Origin of the sequence: Pseudomonas sp. St29 (genome assembly GCF_001547915.1) — a bacterium.
Lineage (GTDB): Bacteria > Pseudomonadota > Gammaproteobacteria > Pseudomonadales > Pseudomonadaceae > Aquipseudomonas.
Window position 1 is genome coordinate 1,111,037 of sequence record NZ_AP014628.1, and the last position, 20,774, is coordinate 1,131,810.

Consider the following 20,774-nt stretch of genomic DNA (forward strand, 5'->3'; position numbering starts at 1 on the left):
GCGCAATGTCGGCGATACTGCCCGGGTCAGTCGCGGCTGACCAACGAAAATTCCTAAGAGATCCTTTAGCAGGACTAAACGATGAGTCGTCAGTTTCATGCCCAGACCTATGTCTGGCTGCATGTGTTTTCCTGTGCCGCGCGGCACCTGTCCTTCACTCGCTGTGCCGAAGAACTGCACATCACCCCCGGCGCGGTGAGCCAGCAGATTCGCCAGTTGGAAGAGCGCCTGGGGCTGCGCCTGTTTCATCGCCGGCCCCGGGGTGTCGAGCTGAGTGCCGAGGGCCAGCGGCTGGCGCTGACGGTGAGCGAGGCCTACGGCAGCATCGATGCGGAACTGCGGCGCCTGGACGCGGGAATGATCAGCGGCACCTTGCGCCTGCGTTCGATCCCGTCGTTCCTTGGCAAGTGGCTGACCCCGCGTCTGCCGCGGCTGCAGCAGCGTTATCCGGAGATCCAGCTGCGCCTGGTGGCCGAAGACAGCAGCGTGGCCCTGCACGAAGGCGACTTCGATCTGGCCATCGACCTGAACGACGGCAGCTACCCCGGTTTGCAATCCACCGCGCTGCTGGATGAGCAGATCTTTCCTGTGTGTGCCCCGAGCCTCTTGCGCGGCCGACCGCCGCTGCACGGCCCGGCGGACCTGGCGCATTTTCCGCTGTTGCACGACATCACCGCCTGGCGCGGCAGCTACGAATACGCCGAATGGGAGTTTTACCTCAATGCCATCGGTTTCGAGGGCGCGGACGTGCGCCGTGGCCATACCTTCAACCGCAATCACCTGACCATCGAGGCGGCGATTGCCGGCATGGGCGTGGCGATTGCCCGACGCACCCTGCTCAACGACGAGCTGGAGCGCGGCACCCTGATCGTGCCTTTCGGCCTGGCGGTGCCCAACCACAAGCGCTATGTGCTGCTCTATGCGCCGGGCGCGCTGAGTCATCCGGGCGTACGCGCGGTGCATGACTGGCTGGTGGAGGAGGCGGAGATTTTTCGCGGTCTGCACCCTCTGGGAGAGGGGCAATTGTGAGAGGGCAAGCGCAGTAGCCGAGTGGAGCTAACTCCCGACAGTAACAGCGCTTTTGCAGTTTGTCCGGGTTTATTTGCGTATGAATATTTATCTTTTTTTAGGGGTTGAAATGTTCGTCGCCGTGCCTAATTGTGTAACCAAGAGGTCACGAAACGCAGGTCCAAACGCCCTGCCTTGACCCTCTTACGAGCAAGCTGAAATAAGGGAAGAACTATGCAAATCCAAGTCCATAGCGATAACCATATTCAAAGCAGCCTTCGGATGGAGGAGTGGGTGCGCAGCACCGTTGAAAGCACGCTCGAACGCTACGAAGAAGATTTGACCCGGGTCGTGGTCCACCTGCGGGACGAGAACGGCGGCAAGTCGGGTCCGGACGATATGCGCTGCCAGCTGGAAGCCCGTCCGAAAGGTCACCAACCGATTTCCGTGACCCACAAGGCCGACACCCTGGAACAGGCCATCGATGGTGCCACCATCAAGCTGGAAAGCGCCCTGGAGCACATGTTCGGCAAACTGCGCGGCAAACGTGCGGCGGCCGTACCTAGCAGCGATGGCAGCGAGGCCGATGCCCTGCTTGAAGAAGAATTCCTGGAAAACCAACAGGCCGCGCTCAATAGCTGACGGCTGAGCTTCACTCCCAACGACGGGCCTGCATTGCAGGCCCGTTTTGTTTTGTGGCGAAACAAATCAGAACGCGACCGAAGTCTGCACGTAGAGAGTGCGCGGTTCACCCACGTACTTGCCCTTGTTGTTGTCGTCGAAGGAGCGGGTGAAGTACTGGTGGTTGAAGATGTTCTTCACCCCCACCGCCACATTCAGGTCCGACAGTTGCGGGCCGAAGTCGTAGCCGGCCCGGGTGCTGAACAGCATGTAGCCGGGGATGCGCCCGTTGCTGCCGTCGGCACTTTCGCGTGACGTGTTGGCGTTGTCGGCGAACTGGCTGCTCTGGTAGCTGCTGTCGAGGTTGAGCTTCCATGGGCCTTCGGTGTAGCTCACCCCCAGTGTCCCCTTGTGCTTGGACGAGAAGGGCACGCGGTTGCCCTGGTTCGGGCCGTCCTCACGGATGGTGGCGTCGACGTAGGCATAGGTGGCGTAGACATTGAAACCGGCCAGCGCCGGATCGAGGCCGTCCAGGGCGTAGTTGATGCTGCTCTCGATGCCCTGGTGCCGGGTTTCGCCCCGGGCGATCACCGTGTCGTTGGTCTGGTTGCTGTCGTACTGGTTGTCGAAGTTGATCAGGAACGCCCCGATCTCCGCCCGCAGGGTGCCATCGTCATAGCGGGTGCCCAGTTCCCAGGTGCGGGCCTTTTCCGGTTTGACCTCGCCGCTGGCCACGCGGTTGGGCATCTGGCTGTACTGCACGCTGCCGAAGGAGCCTTCGGTGTTGGCGTAGAGGTTCCAGCTCTCGTTGAGGTGATACAGCACATTCAGCGCCGGCAGGGCGGTGTTGTAGTCGCCCTGGTATTTGACGTGGGTGAGGTTGTTGCTCTGCTGGGACTCGATCATCTCGTAGCGGATCCCCGGGGTCAGGGTCCACTTGCCGATATCGATCCGGTCGTCGACGAAGAACGCATGGGCCTCGGTGCCGCCGCGGGTATCCCGGTCGTTGCGGCTGTTGCTGCTGGGCAGTGCCTGGTTGGCGGTCACCGGCGTGCGGTAGCGCAGTTCATGCCCGGCTTCGTTGATGTAGCGATAGCCGACGCCCACTTCATGGCTGCTGTCTCCCAGGTCGAAGCCCTGGGCGAAGCGGGTTTCCAGGCCTCGCACCCAGTATTCCCGGGGCGACAGGGAGAGGAAGCTGCCCTGGTCCAGGTAGCCGCTGCGCAGGGTCTTGGTGAAGAAGCTGTTGACGCTGAACTCCCGGCGATCTTCCTGATAGCGATAGCCGAGGTTGAACATCGTGCGCCGGCCCCAGAACTTGTCGTAGGGGCGGGTCGACTGATACGGGTCGGCCTTGTAGTCCGCCACGTTCAGGCCGCCGGGCATGTCCGCTTCACCCTCGTAGTACTGGGCCATGGCGTTGAAGCTGTTGGCCTCGTCGAGCTGGTACTTGCCCTTGAGGATCAGGTCGTCGATCTGTGTGTCGCTGTGTTCGCGCCAGTCGCCGCCGCGGGTGCCGGAATACAGCAGGGCGCCACCCAGGCCGTTGTCGGCGGTGCCACCGGCCAGCAGGTTGCTGCTGGTCTTGAAACCGTCATGGCTGGAGGAGGGGCTGGTCTCGGTCTGAAAACCACCCTTGACCGTCGGTGTGTCGGGAATCGCCCGGGTCACGAAGTTGACGATGCCGCCGACGTTCTGCGGGCCGTAGCGCACCGCGCCACCACCGCGCACCACGTCCACGGCATCCATGTTGCCCATGCTGATGGGGGCAAACGACAGCTGCGGCTGACCATAGGGGGCGAATGGCACCGGGATGCCGTCCATCAGCACCGTGGAGCGCGAGGCCAGTCGCGGATTGAGGCCGCGGATGCCAAAGTTCAGGGCCATGTCGTGGCTGCCGGTGCCGTTGTTGTCCGGTGCATTGACCCCGGGAATCCGATTGAGCACGTCCCGGGCCTGGGTCGCGCCCTGGCGCTCGAACTCGTCCCGGCGGATTACGTCCCGGGCGCCGGGGTGCTCGAAGACATCGCCCTGCCGGGCATCGCCGAGCCAGTCGCCGACCACGCTGGAGGCCTCCAGTTGCACCGACGCCGGGGCTGTCTCGGGGCTGGCCGGTTGCAGGCTGAAGGCATTCTGGCCCTCGGCCCGGGCTTGCAGGCCGGTGCCTTGCAGCAGGGCTTTGAGGCCCTGTTCCGGGCTGTAGTTACCTTCCAGGCCACGACTTTGCACGCCACGGGTGACCTCTGAGCCGAAGGAGATCAGCACCCCGGCTGCACGACCGAACTGGTTCAGCGCGCTTTCCAGGCTGGTCGGGGCAATGTGGTAGGGCTTGGTCTCGGCGGTGGCGGCCAGGACCTGGGGCAGGCTGGCAAGACTCAGGCTGACGCCCAGCAACAGGTGACGCAGGGTACGGGCCAGGGGCGTGAGGCGGATGGGGTGCTCGGTCATGAACGGCGATCCTGAGAAGGGGGAATCAAGGTGGCTTTCCCTCTCTGTCACCCGAGCCGGGCAAAACGGCTCAACGGCCATGAAAAAAATCTTCCTGAGCGAAAGAACCCGCGACGGATGGTGGTTGCCGACAATCAGGCCCGAGCCTCAACCGTGACCCAATAGCGGGTAAAGCGCCGCACCCTGACTGGCAGGCTGATGGCCAGCAGGTCGAGAATCCGCTCGCTGTCATCCAGCGGATAACTGCCTGAGATCAGCAGGTCCGCCACCTGGGCATCGCAGTTCAACTGGCCACGACGGTAGCGCCCCAACTCGTCGAGGAAATCCGCCAGGCGCATATGGGCCGCCACCAGCATGCCTTCGCTCCAGGCACCGCTGCCGGCATCCAGAGCCCGGGGCGGCTGCCAGCTGCTGTGGGTGAAATTCAGTTGCTGTCCGGCCGCTACCTGAGGCGGCATTGCGCTGTAGTGCGCCGGCGTCACGCTGACCGTTCCGGAAAACACCGCCAGCTGACTGTGCTCCTTGAACTGGCGCAGGTTGATTCGTGCGGCAGCGGGGCGGACCTGCCCCTGGGCGGTCTGTACCAGCAGCGGCCGGGCGTCCTGGCCGGCGCTGAGCATGATCTCGCCCTCCAGCAGGCGGATCAGTCGTTGTTGTCCATCGAAGCGCACATCCACCGCGCTGCGGGTGTTGAGCTGCAACTGGCTGCCATCGCTCAGCTGCAAGGTGCGCCGCTGGCCCACGGCGCTGCGGTAGTCCGCCAACAGCGGCGGCAGCGGGTTGTGTTCCCGCAGGCCCCAGGCGGCGGCCGAGCCGGCACCGAGCATCAGCAACAGCTTCATCGCTTGGCGCCGGCTGGCGGATTTCGGTGCATTCAAGGCCGCGTGGGCCAGGGGCGAGGACACGCCGCGCAAGCGCTGATTGACCCGTTGGATATGCGCCCAGGCTCGCTGGTGTTCGCTATGGGCGTCGTGCCATTGCTGCCAGGCCGCTTGCTGGCGCGGGCTCAAGGGGCCGCCTTGCATTTCGATCAGCCAGTGCACGGCCTGTTCAGCCACGGCGTTGCTGAAGTCGGGCTGGCCATTGAGGTGTGGATTCATCGAGGCGCTCACAGGGCGAAGTAACAACGCATGGCGGCTTTGTTCAGGTGACGTTTGACCGTGGCAATGGAAATGTTCAACTCCCGGGCAATTTCGCCGTAGCTCAGGCCGTCGAGCTGACAGAGCAGAAAGGCCCGCTTGACCGGGCGTGGCAGGCCGTCGAGCAGGGCATCCAGTTCCATCAGGGTCTGCAGGATGATGGCCCGGTCCTCCTCGGAGGGGGCCAGTTGCTCCGGCATGTGCGCCAGGGCTTCCTGGTAGGCCCGCTCCAGGTCCTGGCGGCGGTAGTGGTTGCACAGCACGCGTTTGGCGATGGTGGTGAGGAACGCCCGGGGCTCGATCAGGGCCGGCGTTTCCCGGGCGCTGAGCACCCGGATAAAGGTGTCCTGGGCCAGGTCGGCGGCGCTGTGGGGGCAGCCGAGCCGACGCCGCAACCAGTTGTTCAGCCAGCTGTGATGGGCCTGGTAGAGGCCTTCGACGGTAGCGCAATGGGACAAGCGGGACGCTCCTGCACCCGCAGGGCGCACAAGAGAACAAGAATTGTTCGCATTGTAGTGTCGCTACCTGGCATTCGGCAATCCGCCCGCATCGCCGGCAGCCAGTGGCTGTGCCTGGGCTTTTTTGCATATGAGAATATTTATCATTATTATCGTGCGCCTGTTGGCTCCGGGTGCTTGCGTGGCATCCCGGGCTTCTCCCTTCGTTTCCAGGTCCAAACATGAAAAGCAAGGCCGGCGGGCTCCCCGCTTCCTATCGTCTGGCGGTTGCCTCGCGGGTCTGCGCCGCAGTCCTGGGGGGCTACCTGCTGGCGGCGCTGTCCAGTGTCTGCCTGACCCTGCTGCTGCCTGGCCCCAGGGTCGATGCCGTGCTCAGCGGGATGCTCCTGTCCTTCGTGTTCTACCTGCTGGCGGTGCTCTGGTGCTTCGCCTGTCGCAGTGCCTGGCAGGCCTGGGCCGGGGTATTGCTGCCGAGCCTGGTGCTGGCGCTGGTGAGCGGCAGTCTCTACTGGGCGGCCTGGTCATGAAGGAGGGGTTGCGGCAATCCATGGCCTGGCTGCACACCTGGAGCGGGCTGCTGCTGGGTTGGTTGCTGTTCGCGATTTTCTTCACCGGCACCCTGTCCTACTTCAAGGCGGAAATCACCCACTGGATGCAGCCCGAGGCGCCGGCCCGCGCCCTGAAAGCCGACGTCAGTCTGGAGCTGGCCCAGCGCTACCTGGAACAGCACGGCCAGGGCGCCCAGCGCTGGTTCATCGACCTGCCGGACCCGCGCCAGCCGCTGCTGGCGGTGGCCTGGCAGGCGCCGAGCGCCCCCGGCGAGCGCGGCGTGTTCACGGAAAAGCTCCTGGACCCCGGCACCGGCAGCGAACTGCACGTGCGCGATACCCGTGGCGGCGAGTTCTTCTACCGCTTCCACTTCCAGTTGCAGATGCCCTATCCCTGGGGCCGCTGGCTCTCGACCCTGGCGGCCATGGTGATGTTCGTGGCGCTGATCAGCGGCATCATCACCCACAAGAAAATCTTCAAGGACTTCTTCACCTTCCGCCCGCGCAAGGGCCAGCGCACCTGGCTCGACGGGCACAACGCGCTGGGTGTGCTGGTGCTGCCGTTCCACTTGATGATCACCTACAGCAGCCTGGTGATCTTCATGTCCATGGTCATGCCGGCGAGCATCCAGGTGGCCTACAAGGGTGACAGCAACGCCTACTTCAAGGACCTGCGGCCGGCCAGCAACAGCACCCCGGCGGCCGGTCGGGCAGCGCCCCTGACCGCCCTCGACCCGCTGCTCGAACAGGCCCTGGACCATTGGCCGGGGGGCCGGGTGCAGCGGCTGGTGATCAATCACCCGGGGGATGCCAATGCTTCGGTGCACGTCATGCGCCACAGCGCCGACCGGGTGGTGCGCGATGGGGGCAGCACCCTGTCGTTCAACGGGGTCAGTGGCCAGCTGTTGCAGGCCAGCCCGGAACAATCCCTGCCCAAGGCCATCAGCGGCAGTTTCTATGGTTTGCACATGGGGCTGTTCGCCGGTCCGCTGTTGCGCTGGCTGTACTTCGTCTGTGGCCTGGCAAGCACCGCGATGATCGGCACCGGCCTGGTGCTCTGGCTCGGCAAGCGCCAGCTCAAGCACGCCAGGAGCCCGGCGCTGCCCTTCGAGCTGCGTCTGGTGCAGGTGCTGAACCTGGCCAGCATGGCCGGGCTGGTGCTGGCGGTGGCCGGGTTCTTCTGGGCCAACCGGCTGTTGCCGGTGACCCTGGCCGAACGTGCCGATTGGGAGGTCAACGGCTTCTTCATGCTGTGGGGCCTGAGCTTGCTGCATGCCGTGCTGCGGCCGGAGCGTCGTGCCTGGGTCGAGCAACTGAGCCTGGCGGCCTTGCTGTTCGCCGGCATTCCTTTGCTGGACGTCCTGACCAGCCCGAGCCGGGCCGACGGCCTCATGGTCCGCGGCGACTGGATGCTGGCAGGCTTCGACCTGACCTGCCTGGGCAGCGGCCTGTTCCTGGCCTGGGCGGCGCGCAAGATGCATCGCGGCCAGCCGGCGGCGGCCCGTGCCCCACGACAACGGCCACCGGCCCCTGACACCGAGGTGAACTGAATGCTGCTGGCGCTGCTGCTGTGCTTTGCCGGATTCACCGGTCTGTGCCTGTCCCTGGACCGGCACCACGCTGAGGTGCTCGGGCGCAAGCCCACGACCTGGCGTCGACACGGCCTGCGCCTGGGCGGCTGGCTGTTGCTGGGCCTGTCGCTGGCGGCGGCGGTGCTCGAAACCGGCTGGAGCCTGGGCCTGGTGCAGTGGTGCGCGGTGCTGATGGCCAGCGCCCTGCTGTTGGTGTTGCTGCTGCCCTATCGCCCGCGCCTGGTGCTGTCGATGGCGGGGGCCAGCCTGTTGGCCAGCCCGCTCGCCGCCCTGGCCGGATTCTGAAGGAGCGGCCCATGATGAGCACCCTGCCACCGGAACCCTCCGATCTGGATCACCCCGATCTGCGGGGCAGTCGCGCGCATTTTCTCCAGGTGTTCCTGTCCCAGCGCGCGCAGATGGAAGCCCTGGTCAGCCGCCGGGTCGGTTGCCGGGCCACCGCCGCGGATCTGGTGCAGGACCTGTTCCTGCGCTTCTGGCGCCGGCCGCTGGTGCAGGTCGAAGAACTCAGCACCTACCTGCTGCGCTGCGCCGGCAACATCGCCATCGATCACCTGCGCAGCGAGGGCGCGCGGGTGCGGGTCAGCGAAGGCTGGCTGCCGGAGCAACAGGACAACCAGGGCTGCGAGCCCCAGGCCGCCCTGGAAGCCGGCAACGATCTGCGCCATGTCGAGGCCGCCCTGCGCAGCCTGCCGCAACGCACCCGGCAGATCTTCCTGCTCAACCGCATCCATGGGCGCAAGTACGCCGAGATCGCCAAGGTCATGGGCCTGTCCCAAAGCGCCGTGGAAAAACACATGATGCGCGCCCTCGAAGCCTGCAAGGCCAGCCTGCGGGACCCCTCGACCCCGCGCACGCCAAGGAATGCACCGTGAACCACCGCTCCCGCGTTATCCCGACGCCCGCCCAGGAACAGGCGGCCCTGGCCTGGCTGAGCCTGCTCCACGATCAGCCCAGCAGCGGTGATCAGGCGACGTTCAGCCAGTGGCTGCAGGCCGACCCCGCGCACATCGAGGCCTATGCCCAGGCCCAGGTGCTGTGGGAGTTGAGCGAACAGCCGGCGCGCACCCTGGCCGATGAAGATGCCCTGGCCCTGCAAGGCCTGCTGCGTTCCATGGATGGCGCCCGCGCCCGGAGCCGACGACGCTGGTCGGCGGGCCTGGCCATGGCCGCCAGCCTGGTGCTGGCGGTGGCCCTGGGCGCCGGTTGGCAGCCCGGGCGCTGGGTCGATGACCTGGGGGCCGACTACGTTTCCGCGCCGGGCCAGGTGCGCACCGTGACCCTGGCCGACCAGAGCCAGGTGACCCTGGATGCCGACAGCGCCATTGCCGTGGATTTCAGCGGCGGCGAGCGGCATGTGCAACTGCGCCGCGGCGCCGGGTTCTTCAGTGTCAGCCACACCGGCGCGCCCTTCGTGGTGGCGGCCGGGGAGGGCGAGACGCGGGTCCTGGGCACCCAGTTCGAAGTGCGCCTGCAACCGCAAGGGGCCCAGGTCACGGTGCTGTCCGGGCGGGTCGGGGTCACGGCGGCCCAGGGCGCGGCGCAGCAGGTACTCGGCGCCGGCCAGCAAGTGGCCTACGGGCATGCTGCGGCGACCCCGTTGCACAGCGTCGACAGTGAGGCGCAACTGGCCTGGCGCCAGGGCTGGCTGAACTACTACCACGCGCCCCTGGGCGAGGTGGTGGCCGACCTGCGGCGCTATTTCCCCGGGCGCATCGTGCTGCTCAACGACGAATTGGCGGCGCGCCGGGTCAGCGGCAGTTTCTCCAGCAAGGACCCGCAAGCGGTCCTCGATTCCCTGCAGGCCGTCTTGGGCTTCGAGCAGCACCAGCTCTTTGGCCGACTCCTGGTCCTGCGCTGAAAGGCCCGTCCCAGAGCTCCCGAACATTCATCGAGATCACACCGTTCTGTCACCAAAACGTTACATGGGGCGCGGATCATCTGCGCATTCCTGAGCACATGGTCAGGATCGGCGAGGGTTGTGATTCAGCTCTCACAAGGGAGGGAAGGCTGAAGCGGGAGCAAGACGATGCGCAGCTGGGATGTCGCTAAAAAGAAGAAGGCCCACATCGAAATCATTCCGATGATCGATGTGATGATGTTTCTCCTGGTGTTCTTCGTACTCATCAGTCTCAACGTGATTCCCGCCGTGGGAATCAAGACGCAGTTGCCGGTGGCCAGCACCGCGCAACAGTTGAAGCCACAAAACAAGGCGGTGATTACCCTGGGTCTGCAGGAACGTCTGCAACTGGACGGACAGGACCTGGATGAAGGGGCACTGTTGGCCCAACTCAAAGTGCTGAATAACGGCAGTGAAAAGTTGGTGATCATTATCAATAGCGATCAGGGCGTGGAAGTTAAGCGCCTGGTGTCGGTGATGGACTTGCTCAAGGGCAATGGCTTCTCTTCCGTCTCCATCGCTACACGCAAGTCCTGACGCCATGTTCGCCTTATATAAAACACGCAAGTGGCTGGCGTGCCTGCTGCCGGCTGGCCTGTTGTTGCTGGTGATCTATACCAGCCAGTTGCAACAGTTGCAGATCAAGCCGGTGTACGACGAAAGCACGGTGGAAATTGCCCTGGTCGATGCCGCCGAACTGCTGGCCGCTGCCGAGCCACCGCCGCCACCCGAGCCGCTGCCGGTCGAGCCCGAGCCGCCGCAGGTGGTGCCCGAGGAAGAGCCGCTGGTGATCGAGCCGCCCAAGCCCAAGCCGGTGGTCAAGCCCAAACCGCCGGCGCCCAAGCCGCTGGTGGCCAAGCCGCAGCCGCCCAAGCCGGCCCCGGCCGCCGTGGCCCAGAGCACTCCGGTGGCGCCGCAGCCCGCGGTGGCCGCCGCCCCCAAGCCGGTGGCGCCACCGGCCGCCGTACCTGCTCCGGCCCCCGCACCCGCGGCGCCCAGCAGTGCCATCAAGGAAAGCCTGTACACCGCCGCTTTGCGCAAGGAACTGGAAAAGCACAAGCAATACCCCAGCGGCCGCGAGGCCTCGTTGCAACGTCCCCAGGGCGATGTGGTGATCTGGCTGGAAGTCGATCGGGCCGGCAACGTGCTCGACAGTGGCATCGAAAACAAGGCGCCGAACATGTTGCTCAATCGCGCCGCGCAAACCAGTTTGCGCCGCGTGGAGAAAGTTTCACCGTTTCCCTCGGACGCGTTCTCCGGCAAGAACAAGCAACGTTTTACCGCGACCTTTAGTTACAACGTGGAATAAACCCATCACCTATTAACGAAAGTTGTAAGCAAGGGATTGACCCGTGAAGATCAATAAACTTTATGCCCTGCTTCTGGCATCGGGCCTGGGCAGTTTTGCGCCATTGGTTCTGGCCGAAGATACAGTTGACGTCGGTGCGGTGAACGTTGCCGGTAAACAGACCCTGGGCAACGGCCACATGATCAAGGAAGAAAGCGCCAAGGGGCGCTCCACCGTGACCAAGGAAGCCATGGACCAGATGGCCCCCACCGCCAACGCCGTGGACAAGCTCAAGTACACCCCGGGGATCAACGTCTCCAGCACCGACGCCACGGGCCTGAGCGGCACCAACTTCACCATGCGCGGGATGAACTCCGACCAGGTGGGGCTGTCCGCCGACGGTTTCCCGATCAACGACTCGGGGGACTACAGCATCTACCCGAACCTCATGGGCGACCCGGAGAACTTCAGCGAAGTCTTCGTCACCCAGGGCTCGTCCGAGGCCGACGGCCCGCACATCGGCTCCAGCGGCGGCAACATCGGCCTGGTGACCGTGCGCCCGACCAAGGATTTTGGCGTGTTCGCCAAGCAGTCCATCGGTTCGAACAACGTGCGCAAGAGCTTCGCCCGGCTCAATACCGGTGACCTGGGCGGCTTCAAGACCTGGGTTTCGGCGTCCCACACCGAGGGCGACAAGTGGCGCGGCAAGGGCACGCTGCGTGCCGACAAGGTCGAGTGGAACACCCTGTTCGAAGACGGCAACGGCAACTCCACCAACGCCATCGTCAAGTACAACCTGCAGGAAAACTACAACTACAACAGCCTGAGCAAGGCCCAGTTCCAGAACCAGGGCCGGCGCCTGGACTACTCGGAAAGCACCGTGTTCAAGAACGGCAGCGTGTCCCAGTCCTACAAGCTCAACCGCAACCCCTTCGAGAGCGTGACCGCTTCGCTGACCCAGCGCTTTCAGCTGCGTGACGACCTGAGCCTGACCTTCAACCCCTACTACGTGTGGTCCAACGGCGGCAGCTTCAGCGGCCAGACCGCCACCAGCTTGTCCGCCAGCTCGAACAAGGCCGGCAACTACGACCTGGCCGGCTTGCCTGCCGGCACCTACTACCGGCCGTCGTGGACCGAAACCTGGCGCCCCGGGATGACCACCAAGCTCAAGTGGGATCTCAACGAAGAGCACAGCCTGGACGTCGGCTACTGGTACGAGCGCGCCCGCCAGCGCCAGACCCAGCCCTTCATCGGCATCAAGGGCAACGGTGCTCCGGAGAATGTCTGGGGCGACTACAACGGTTCCGACCAACTGGTGGACCGCAACGGCGTCACGGTCCAGGGCCGTCACCAGTACACCGTGACCCCGGCACAGAAGCTCTGGGTGCAGGACACCTGGCAGGCGACCCCGGACCTGACCCTTACCGGAGCCCTGGCCTACCAGTACGTGGAACGCGACGGCAACAACCTCGGCAGCCTCACCGACAAGCCGGAAAAACGCGACGCCAAGTACCACCAGTTCCTGCCCAGCTTCAACGCCAAGTACCAGGTGGACCCGAACAACCAGGCGTTCTACAACGTCACTCGCAACATGCGCACACCGCCCAACTACGTGCTCTACAACAAGGGCGACTCCATCAGCCTGAAACCCGAGCTGAGCTGGAACCAGGAACTGGGCTGGCGCTACAGCGAAGAGAACATGGCCCTGAGCGCGACCCTGTTCTACATCAGCTTCAAGGACCGGCAGATTTCCACCACCGACCTCAACGGCGACTACGTCGTGGCCAACGTCGGCGAAGTGAAGAACCGCGGCCTGGAGCTGGAGTGGAGCGGCAAGCTGCCCCACGACTTCAACTACTACGCCTCGTACACTTACACCAAGTCCGAGCAGATGGACGACCTGACCAACAAGAACGTGCTGCTGCCGACCTCCGGCAAGCAACTGGCCAACGTGCCGGAAAACATGTTCAACCTGAGCCTGGGCTACGACGACTCGCGCTACTACGGCAACGTCGTCGGCAAGTACGTCGGCGCCTTCTACGGCGACCTGACCAACGACGAGAAGATCGCCGGCCGCACCGTGGTCGACCTCAACGCCGGTATCCACCTGCCGGTGGACAAGAAGGTGCTGAAGTCCGCGACCCTGCGCTTCTCCATGCTCAACGTGTTCGACAAGGAATACCTGGCCTCGACCCGTACCGTGTCGTTCAACACCCAGCGCACCAACGGCCTGGCGCCGAGCACCGCCTACTACAACGTCGGTGAGGAACGCACCGCGATGGTCTCCCTGGAAGCCGGGTTCTGATGCCCTTCGGGGCCAAGAGGAAATGACGATGGACATGAATCTGCTGCACGACATCACCTTCTACACCATGTACGGCGCCGCCGCGATTGCCGCCTTTATCGCCGTGGAGCGGGGCATCTACTTCAGTTTCAGCCTGCGCCAGGCGAAGAAACTGGAGAGCGTGCTCAACCCGAAGATGCACAGCGTCGACGACCTGCCCGCCGAGCTGCGCCAGCGCAACAGCCTGCCCCTGGAGATGGTCGCCGAGCTGTTTGCCCACAAGCAGGGGCTGGCCAGCCACAAGGACCTGGAAGACCTCAGCGAGTCGATCTACATCGCCACCCGCAGCAAGCTGATGCATGGCCTGTGGCTGCTGGAAACCGTGGTCACCGCCGCGCCCCTGCTGGGCCTTCTGGGCACCATCCTGGGGATCATCGACACCTTCAAGGCCCTGGCCGAGACCGGCGTCAGCGACCCGGGCGAAGTGTCCAAGGGCATCGGCACCGCGCTGTACGCCACCGCCCTGGGGATCGCCATTGCCCTGGGCAGCATGATCTTCCACAACCACTTCCAGGACCGGGTCGAGCGCATCACCGACCACCTGAAGATCCTGCTGCTGCGCGCCGGCATGGGCACCGCGCTGAAGGCGCCGCCCGCACCGCAAGCGCTCCACGGCAGCCTGCAACCGGCCTGATGGCCTAGCCTGTCGCCGCTGGCGCAGGCTGTGATCGACGACCGGACCGGTGCTGTTGTCCAGCCCCCCGGGTCGTCCCCTCACAGCTTTGGCCAGCGGCTTTTTTTTCGTCGACTTTCCAAGGATTTTTTCCATGTCCCGTCTTCGTCCCATGCCCCGGCTGCTGGGCGCACTGACCCTGGCCCTGGTGACCCTGGCCGGTTGCAGCTCGCTGACCCGCGAGCCGCAACCGGTGGCGGTGAACATCGTCGCCATCAACGATTTGCACGGCTACCTGCAGGCCAACCCCTTCAGCTACAAGGACCCCCAGGCCCCGGGCGGGGTGCGCAAGCTTGCGGCCGGCGGCATCGCCACCCTGGGCGGCATGCTCACCCAGTTGCGCCAGCAGGATCCGCAGCTGCTGTTCATCGGTGCCGGCGACCTGGTGGGCGGCAGCCCGCCGCTGTCGGCCATGTGGGCCGACGAGCCGACCCTGGAGGCCCTGCGCCAGATGGGCATGAAGCTCAGCGCCATCGGCAACCACGAACTGGACAACGGCAAGGCCGAGTTCCTGCGCCAGCTCAACGGTGGCTGCCAGTCGTCGCGGCCGGACAAGGCCTGCCAGTTCCGCCCGAACTACCCGGGCAGCGGCTTCCCCTACCTGGCGGCCAACCTGCTGGACAGCGACACCGGCCAGCCGCTGTTGCCGGCCTATCGCATCGAGGAGGTGCGCGGGGTCAAGGTGGCCTTTGTCGGCGCGGTACTGCGGGACGTGGCCTCGGTGGTCAGCGCCAAGGGCATGCGCGGCCTGCAGGTGAGCGATGAAGCCGACGCCATCAACCGGCTGATCCCCGAACTCAACGCCAAGGGAGTCAACGCCATCGTCGCCGTGGTGCACCAGGGCGGCTCGACCCCGGAGCCGTTCGACAAGCCGGACTGCTCGCAACTGGGCGGCGATATCGTCGAAGTGGCCAAGCGCCTGGACCCGGCGGTGGACGTGCTGATCAGCGCCCACTCGCACCAGGGCTACCTGTGCCAGGTCGGGCCGCTGCTGGTGACCCAGGGCCATTCATACGGCCACCTGCTGACCCACCTGACCCTGCAAGTGACCCCGGGCCAGCACCGGGTGGCGAGCATCCAGGCGGTCAACCTGCTGGCCGATCCGGCCCGTTATCCACAGGACCCGGCCCTGGCGCAGCTGCAGCAACAGGTCGAAGCGCGCAGCAACCAGGTGCTGCTCAAACCGGTGGGCGCGATCGCCGCCTCGCCGATTGCCCGGCGCGCCGATGCCGCCGGAGAAATGCCCATCGGCGACCTGATCGCCGACGCGCATCTGGCCGGTGGCCGAGCCAACGGCGCACAGATCGCCTTCATGAACACCGGTGGCATTCGCAGCGACCTGGCCCTGGAGCCCGGGCAAACCCGGGTGAACTACGGGCAACTGGCGACCCTGCAACCGTTCAACAACAACCTGATCGCCTTCGACCTCACGGGCCGGCAGATCGAGCAGGTGCTCAACCAGCAATGGAAGGGCGCGGACGATGCCAACATCCTGCAAGTGTCCGAGGGCTTCAGTTACCGCTGGGACGCCAAGCGCCCGCCGGACAGCCGCGTAGTGCCCGGCAGCCTGCGCCTCAATGGCCAGCCGCTGCAGGCCGAGGCGAACTACCGGGTGGTGATGAACGGCTTCCTGGCCGATGGCGGCGACCGCTTCAGCCTGTTCAAGAGCGGGGGCAACCGCAGCGACCTCGGGCTCAGCGACCTGGACGCGATGCTGCAGTACCTCAAGGCCATGGACCAGCAGGGCCGGCCTGTGGGCTCCAGCACCAGCGCCGGGCGTATCCAGCGCCTCAACTGACGCTTGTAGCCGCTGCCGAGCCTGCGAGGCTGCGAAAAGGTCCGCAGGACCTTGCTTGGCGATCTTTACACCGCCGCGACCGCTTCGTCGGAATACCGCCCAGCCCGTTCGCCGCCTGCGCCAGCGGCTACAGGGGATGCATCGGGCGGGGGGCGTTTTCGCCGTCGTGAAAATATTTTCAAAAATCAGGTGAGGTCTTGGCGTTCGAGCTACGTGTAGTGCTTGAAAGTGCGACTAATTCGCATTCACGGCTTTTTTACACGCGAGTCTCAAGCATGAAGTCCAGGGCACATTCGGCGGCAAACGCTTCGGTCAAACGGTGGTTCGGCGCCTCGGCGCTGGTGGTGTCGGGGTTGGCCATGCTGCCCCTAGGCGTGGCGCTGGCGAGCGAGTCCGGCGTTGCGCAACACAGCGCGCTGTTCAACTTTTCCATCGCGGCCAAGCCGCTGCCCCAGGCCCTCAGCGACTTCACCCGGATCACCGGGATCAGTGTGATCTACACCGACGAAGCGCCTTATGCGCTGACGGCACCGGCCCTCAGCGGCCAGTTCAGCGCCGATCAGGCCTTGCAGCGCCTGCTGGGCAACTCCGGCTTCGGCTACCGCCGCAGCGACGCCCACACCCTGGTCCTGGAACCCTTGCCGAGCGGCACCGGGCTGAACCTGGAGGCGACCCAGGTCACCACCCAGGGGCCAGACGACAGCACCAGCTACCAGCCGCCGGCCAGCACCTCGGTGGCCCGTTCCCAGGCGCTGAACCAGGAGATCCCGCAGATCATCAACGTGGTTCCAGCCCAGGTACTGCGGGACCAGACCCCGCGCAACCTGGATGACGCCCTGGCCAATGTCAGCGGCATCACCCAGACCAACACCCTGGGCGGCACCCAGGACGCGGTGCTGCTGCGCGGCTTCGGCGACAACCGCAACGGCTCGATCATGCGCGACAGCATGCCGGTGGTGCAGGGCCGGGCGCTCAATGCCACGGCGGAACGGGTGGAAGTGCTCAAGGGGCCCTCGTCGCTGCTGTATGGCATCCAGGACCCGGGCGGCGTGGTCAACGTGGTCAGCAAGAAGCCCGAGCTGCAGCAATCCACGGCCCTGACCGTGCGCGGCTCGACCTATGGCTCGGGCAAGAACGGCAGCGGCGGCAGCCTCGATACCACCGGCCCGCTCGGCGATTCCGGGCTGGCCTACCGCTTGATCGTCGACCATGAGGACGAAGACTACTGGCGCAACTTCGGCACCCATCGCGAATCCCTGGTGGCGCCGTCCCTGGCCTGGTACGGCGAGAGTACCCGGGTGCTGCTGGCCTACGAGCACCGCGAGTTCCTCACCCCGTTCGATCGCGGCACCGCCATCGATCCCAAGACCAACCACCCGCTGGACATTCCGGCCACCCGGCGCCTGGACGAGCCGTTCAACAACATGGAAGGGCGCTCGGACCTGTATCGCCTTGAAGTCGATCATGAGCTCAGCGACGACTGGAAAGCCCACTTCGGCTACAGCTGGAACCGCGAGACCTACGACGCCAGCCAGGTGCGCCTGACCGCGGTCAACCCCAACGGCACCCTGACCCGGAGCATGGACGGCACCCAGAACGCCCTGACCACCGACCGCTACGCCACCGTCAGCCTGGAAGGCAAGGTGCAGCTGGGCGGCATGCAGCACGACCTGGTGTTCGGCCTGGACGACGAGTACCGCAAGATCTATCGCGCCGACCTGATCCGGCAGAAAAGCCGCACCACCTTCAACTACCTGAACCCGGTCTACGGTCGGGAAGTGGCCGGCACCACGGTCAGCGCCCCGGACAGCGACCAGACCGACCTGCTGCGCAGCGACTCGCTGTTCTTCCAGGACGCCATCCACCTCACCGACCAGTGGATCCTGGTGGGCGGCGGACGCTTCCAGGAATACGACCAGTACGCCGGCAAGGGCCGGCCATTCCACGCCAACACCGACAGCAACGGGCAGAAGTTCGTGCCCCGTGCCGGGCTGGTGTATCGCTACACCGATCAGTTGTCCTTCTACGGCAGCTACACCGAGTCGTTCAAACCCAACTCCAGCATCGCCCAGCTGGCCGGCGGCACCGCGGTGCTGGACGGTTCCATCGCCCCGGAAGAGGCCAAGTCCTGGGAGCTGGGAGCCAAGCTCGACATCCCCGGGCGCATCACCGCCAGCGCGGCGCTGTTCGACATCACCAAGCGCAATGTGCTGGTGTCCACGGCCACCGCCACCGAGACCGTCACCAGCGTGGCCGGTGAAGTGCACTCCCAGGGCCTGGAGCTGGACCTGACCGGGCAGCTCACTGATCAGTGGAGCCTGATCGGCAGCTATGCCTACACCGACACCGAAGTGACCAAGGACACCCAGTACAAGGGCAAGCAGTTGCAGAACGTGGCCAAGAACAGCGGCTCGCTGTCGGCGGTCTACGACTTCGGCAGCCTGATCGGCGGCGACCGCCTGCGGGTCGGCGCCGGGGCCCGTTATGTCGGCCAGCGCGCCGGGGACGCGCCCAACAGCTTCGACCTGCCGGGCTACACCGTGGCCGATGCCTTCGCCACCTACGACACCCGGGTCGAAGGGCAGAAGGTCAAGTTCCAGCTCAACGTGAAGAACCTGTTCGACAAGACCTACTACACCTCGTCGGCCAGCAAGTACTTCGTGTCCATGGGGGATGCCCGTCAGGTGTCGCTGTCCAGCACCCTGGAGTTCTGATGAGCACCCTGATCCCGGGCCTGGCCGTGGCGCCTTAGTCGGCGCCCAGTGCCAGGGCTTGCGCTTGTGCCGCGCAGTCGCCGCTGGCGGTCAGGCCCTTGGCGCGGACGGCCAGCAGCTCTTGCCGGGCGACGGCGAAGTCGGCCTGGAAGGTCGGATCGGTGTGCAAGCGTGCCACGGTGGTCGCGCCGATCTCGCGCCCTTCACGCACGTCGCTGTACCAATGCACGTTGCACACCATGCGGCTCTCCGAATAGGCCCGGCCACGGGCCCAGAGCGCGTCGCCGTGCTCGGGGGACAGTTCGCTCAACAGCAGCGCCCAGGCCCAGCCGATGGCGCTGTGGCCCGACGGGTAGGAACCATCCGCGGCGAGCTTGGCCTCATCTTCCGGGGTGCAGCTGGGCTGCTGGTTGTAGACGAAGGGCCGTGTGCGCTGGTAGCGCTTCTTGGCGCTATAGGTGGCCAGCCCGGCATCGGTCAGGGTCCGGCGCAAGACTCTGTACAGCGCAGGTGTCTGCTGTTCGCTGATGGGCGCATTCAGCGCACAGGAAAACGTCTCTGCGGCGGCGGGGAACTTCAGGTTGGCATCGCTGATGGCCAGCGCCCAGCGTTTGCTGCCACGCAAGACCTGGCTTTTTTCAGCCATGCTCTGGTCCAGCGCGAAGGCTTGTGAGCCCACCGCGGGAGGTGGCGGTAACAGCGCAAGACTATTGGGCAGATCCTGCTGTTTCAGATATCCGATCAAGTAACCGGGTCGGAACTCCGGGACATTGTCCGTTTGGCTGTGTTGTTGGGCCACGGCTGGGTGGATCAGGCTTGAAAGCAATACACCGGCCAAACATTTCGATAGTAGGCGTTGCATGTGGATATCACCTCTAGGAGTTTGATTCGCTACATGGGGTCTGCTAGTTGGGTTACTTGAAGTTCCAGGCGTAATTGAACATCAGCCGTGTATCATCGGTGTCACGAATGAAGTTCTTGGCATAGTTGGAGCGATAGTTCGCGGTGCGCAGGCGCACACTCAAGTTTTTCAGCGGGCCTTGTTGTACGACGTAACGCAGTTCGTTATCCAACTCCCATGATTTGCCAATGGTTTGGCTGCCGGTGATCTGGGCATGGCTGCCGGATATATAGCGGCTGTTGAAACTCAGGCCCGGCAAGCCCAGGCTGGCGAAATCGTAGCCATAACGCAGTGCCCAGGAGCGTTCCTTGGCATTGGCGAAGTCACCCAGTACCGACAAGTTGATCAAGTTGGCATCGGCGCCCAGGATGTTGGCATAACCGGTGTCTCCCAACATTCGCTGATAAGCCAGGCCAAGGCTGTGGCCTTCATAGGCATAGCCGATGAGTCCCTGCAGGGCGCGGTTGTCGATCTTGCCGCCTTTGGCATCGCCGTAGTCGTTCATCAGGCTCAAGCGCAGATCGCTGCTGAATGTTCCCGCTCCCCAGGGGCTCTTGTTGACCAGGGTGAAGACCCGCTGGCGGTAGATGTCCTGCAGTTGGGCGACATGCACACGCGCCAGCCATTGCTTGTTGAACCGATAGTCGACGCCCGCCATGTCGAAGTGTTCCGCCGTGGCCCCCTGACCCTGAAAGCGCCGGTTCAAGGGGCTTAAGGTCAGTGGCGTGTAGTGCGTGGCGTTGCGCTGCATGACCCGGCTCAGGCGCCCGGCGGTCAATTCCAGGTCTTCGATTTCATTCGAGGTCAGCAGCCCGCCTTCGAAAACTTGCGGAAACAGACGGCCGTCGTTGGGTTTCAAGGTTGGCAGTACCGGTGGCACCAGCGCGCCGAACTTGAACAGGGTCTTGCCGGTCTTGAGCTTCCCGGCCAGGGCCAGTTTCCAATAGTCATCCTCTGCCCGGCCATCGCGCGCCACCTTCAGCAGCCCGGTGCCGGTTCGGCCAGGCGAGGAGTCGAGCTTGATGCCGAGCATGCCGATGGCGTCGGCACCGACACCGATGGCACCTTCGGTCAACCCCGAGTCCAGGCGCAAGAGCAAACCTTGCGCCCATTCTTCACGGCTCGGGGCCGTGCCTTCGCGATAGTCCCGATTGAAGTAATAGTTACGCAGTTCCAGGCGAGCGCTGCTGTCGCCCAGCAGTTCGGCGTTGACCGGAATGGCCAGCATCGAGGCACACATCAGGGTCGAGCGCTTGACCCATTGTCGTGGCCAGTTTCTTGAAAGCATTGCATCGTCCTCTGTTCTTGTTGTTTTTGGAGTCAGGCGATTGACGAATGACGT

At 64.7% G+C, this 20,774-nt stretch carries 18 protein-coding genes; 13 read left to right on the forward strand and 5 right to left on the reverse strand.

The window, feature by feature from the left end; translation table 11 throughout:
• The first annotated feature begins 81 nt into the window (after positions 1 to 81).
• Together PST29_RS05000 and PST29_RS05005 are read left to right on the forward strand one after the other, a co-directional pair.
• Complete coding sequence (locus PST29_RS05000; RefSeq protein WP_060837600.1) at positions 82 to 1,029, forward strand: LysR substrate-binding domain-containing protein; 948 nt, start codon at positions 82 to 84, stop codon at positions 1,027 to 1,029.
• 213 nt (positions 1,030 to 1,242) lie between these two features.
• Positions 1,243 to 1,650, forward strand: a complete 408-nt coding sequence (locus PST29_RS05005; protein WP_060837601.1) for an HPF/RaiA family ribosome-associated protein — start codon at positions 1,243 to 1,245, stop codon at positions 1,648 to 1,650.
• Positions 1,651 to 1,716: 66 nt separating this feature from the next.
• On the opposite strand, the gene fecA is transcribed toward PST29_RS05005, so the two are convergent.
• The 3 genes from fecA to PST29_RS05020 all read right to left on the reverse strand — a co-directional run bounded on the left by fecA (position 1,717) and on the right by PST29_RS05020 (position 5,674).
• Positions 1,717 to 4,077 carry a TonB-dependent Fe(3+) dicitrate receptor FecA gene (gene fecA, locus PST29_RS05010; RefSeq protein WP_060842516.1) on the reverse strand — a complete coding sequence of 787 codons (2,361 nt, stop codon included), beginning with the start codon at positions 4,075 to 4,077 and terminating at the stop codon, positions 1,717 to 1,719.
• 134 nt (positions 4,078 to 4,211) lie between these two features.
• A complete protein-coding gene (locus PST29_RS05015) occupies positions 4,212 to 5,177 on the reverse strand; it encodes a FecR domain-containing protein (RefSeq protein WP_060837603.1) in 966 nt (321 codons plus the stop codon).
• Positions 5,178 to 5,185: 8 nt separating this feature from the next.
• Complete coding sequence (locus PST29_RS05020) at positions 5,186 to 5,674, reverse strand: sigma-70 family RNA polymerase sigma factor (protein WP_060837604.1); 489 nt, start codon at positions 5,672 to 5,674, stop codon at positions 5,186 to 5,188.
• 221 nt (positions 5,675 to 5,895) lie between these two features.
• Between PST29_RS05020 and PST29_RS05025 the strand changes: the two genes are divergently transcribed.
• From PST29_RS05025 to PST29_RS05075, 11 genes are all read left to right on the forward strand, one after another.
• Positions 5,896 to 6,201, forward strand: coding sequence for a DUF3649 domain-containing protein (locus PST29_RS05025; protein WP_041116026.1), 306 nt, complete (start codon positions 5,896 to 5,898; stop codon positions 6,199 to 6,201).
• Positions 6,198 to 7,772 (forward strand): PepSY-associated TM helix domain-containing protein, encoded by a 1,575-nt coding sequence (locus tag PST29_RS05030; RefSeq protein WP_060842517.1) that lies wholly within the window; start codon positions 6,198 to 6,200, stop codon positions 7,770 to 7,772. The genes PST29_RS05025 and PST29_RS05030 overlap by 4 nt, the downstream gene beginning before the upstream one ends.
• A complete protein-coding gene (locus PST29_RS05035) occupies positions 7,773 to 8,099 on the forward strand; it encodes a DUF3325 domain-containing protein (protein WP_060842518.1) in 327 nt (108 codons plus the stop codon). It begins immediately after the preceding gene.
• A gap of 11 nt (positions 8,100 to 8,110) precedes the next feature.
• Positions 8,111 to 8,689, forward strand: coding sequence for an RNA polymerase sigma factor (locus PST29_RS05040; protein WP_060842519.1), 579 nt, complete (start codon positions 8,111 to 8,113; stop codon positions 8,687 to 8,689).
• A complete protein-coding gene (locus PST29_RS05045) occupies positions 8,686 to 9,675 on the forward strand; it encodes a FecR family protein (RefSeq protein ID WP_060842520.1) in 990 nt (329 codons plus the stop codon). The genes PST29_RS05040 and PST29_RS05045 overlap by 4 nt, the downstream gene beginning before the upstream one ends.
• 168 nt (positions 9,676 to 9,843) lie before the next feature.
• Entirely contained in the window at positions 9,844 to 10,251 is a 408-nt protein-coding gene (locus PST29_RS05050) for an ExbD/TolR family protein (RefSeq protein WP_060837609.1), read from the forward strand.
• Positions 10,252 to 10,255: 4 nt separating this feature from the next.
• Positions 10,256 to 11,023: an energy transducer TonB family protein gene (locus PST29_RS05055; RefSeq protein ID WP_060842521.1), complete on the forward strand. Its 768-nt coding sequence runs from the start codon at positions 10,256 to 10,258 to the stop codon at positions 11,021 to 11,023.
• 43 nt (positions 11,024 to 11,066) lie between these two features.
• Complete coding sequence (locus tag PST29_RS05060; protein WP_060837611.1) at positions 11,067 to 13,307, forward strand: TonB-dependent receptor family protein; 2,241 nt, start codon at positions 11,067 to 11,069, stop codon at positions 13,305 to 13,307.
• A gap of 28 nt (positions 13,308 to 13,335) precedes the next feature.
• Entirely contained in the window at positions 13,336 to 13,980 is a 645-nt protein-coding gene (locus PST29_RS05065; RefSeq protein WP_060837612.1) for a MotA/TolQ/ExbB proton channel family protein, read from the forward strand.
• 133 nt (positions 13,981 to 14,113) lie between these two features.
• On the forward strand, positions 14,114 to 15,817 hold the full coding sequence (locus tag PST29_RS05070; RefSeq protein WP_060842522.1) for a bifunctional metallophosphatase/5'-nucleotidase: 1,704 nt from the start codon (positions 14,114 to 14,116) through the stop codon (positions 15,815 to 15,817).
• A gap of 359 nt (positions 15,818 to 16,176) precedes the next feature.
• The gene (locus tag PST29_RS05075; RefSeq protein ID WP_232513199.1) at positions 16,177 to 18,531 is read left to right on the forward strand and encodes a TonB-dependent siderophore receptor; all 2,355 of its coding nucleotides are present in this window, start codon (positions 16,177 to 16,179) and stop codon (positions 18,529 to 18,531) included.
• Positions 18,532 to 18,565: 34 nt separating this feature from the next.
• On the opposite strand, the gene PST29_RS05080 is transcribed toward PST29_RS05075, so the two are convergent.
• Both PST29_RS05080 and PST29_RS05085 read right to left on the reverse strand, forming a co-directional pair.
• Positions 18,566 to 19,177: an acid phosphatase gene (locus tag PST29_RS05080; protein ID WP_232513200.1), complete on the reverse strand. Its 612-nt coding sequence runs from the start codon at positions 19,175 to 19,177 to the stop codon at positions 18,566 to 18,568.
• 268 nt (positions 19,178 to 19,445) lie between these two features.
• Complete coding sequence (locus PST29_RS05085) at positions 19,446 to 20,720, reverse strand: OprD family porin (RefSeq protein WP_060842525.1); 1,275 nt, start codon at positions 20,718 to 20,720, stop codon at positions 19,446 to 19,448.
• Between the last annotated feature and the right edge of the window lie 54 nt (positions 20,721 to 20,774).

Bases quoted from the DNA above. Each gene is read 5' to 3' on its own strand.
- PST29_RS05030 (WP_060842517.1), top strand. From the start codon at position 6,198: ATGAAGGAGGGGTTGCGGCAATCCATGGCCTGGCTGCACACCTGGAGC.
- PST29_RS05050 (WP_060837609.1), top strand. From the start codon at position 9,844: ATGCGCAGCTGGGATGTCGCTAAAAAGAAGAAGGCCCACATCGAAATC.
- PST29_RS05075 (WP_232513199.1), top strand. From the start codon at position 16,177: ATGCTGCCCCTAGGCGTGGCGCTGGCGAGCGAGTCCGGCGTTGCGCAA.
- PST29_RS05080 (WP_232513200.1), bottom strand. From the start codon at position 19,177: ATGGCTGAAAAAAGCCAGGTCTTGCGTGGCAGCAAACGCTGGGCGCTG.
- PST29_RS05035 (WP_060842518.1), top strand. From the start codon at position 7,773: ATGCTGCTGGCGCTGCTGCTGTGCTTTGCCGGATTCACCGGTCTGTGC.
- PST29_RS05025 (WP_041116026.1), top strand. From the start codon at position 5,896: ATGAAAAGCAAGGCCGGCGGGCTCCCCGCTTCCTATCGTCTGGCGGTT.
- PST29_RS05000 (WP_060837600.1), top strand. From the start codon at position 82: ATGAGTCGTCAGTTTCATGCCCAGACCTATGTCTGGCTGCATGTGTTT.
- PST29_RS05070 (WP_060842522.1), top strand. From the start codon at position 14,114: ATGTCCCGTCTTCGTCCCATGCCCCGGCTGCTGGGCGCACTGACCCTG.
- PST29_RS05085 (WP_060842525.1), bottom strand. From the start codon at position 20,720: ATGCTTTCAAGAAACTGGCCACGACAATGGGTCAAGCGCTCGACCCTG.
- PST29_RS05015 (WP_060837603.1), bottom strand. From the start codon at position 5,177: ATGAATCCACACCTCAATGGCCAGCCCGACTTCAGCAACGCCGTGGCT.
- PST29_RS05005 (WP_060837601.1), top strand. From the start codon at position 1,243: ATGCAAATCCAAGTCCATAGCGATAACCATATTCAAAGCAGCCTTCGG.
- PST29_RS05055 (WP_060842521.1), top strand. From the start codon at position 10,256: ATGTTCGCCTTATATAAAACACGCAAGTGGCTGGCGTGCCTGCTGCCG.
- PST29_RS05040 (WP_060842519.1), top strand. From the start codon at position 8,111: ATGATGAGCACCCTGCCACCGGAACCCTCCGATCTGGATCACCCCGAT.
- PST29_RS05065 (WP_060837612.1), top strand. From the start codon at position 13,336: ATGGACATGAATCTGCTGCACGACATCACCTTCTACACCATGTACGGC.
- fecA (WP_060842516.1), bottom strand. From the start codon at position 4,077: ATGACCGAGCACCCCATCCGCCTCACGCCCCTGGCCCGTACCCTGCGT.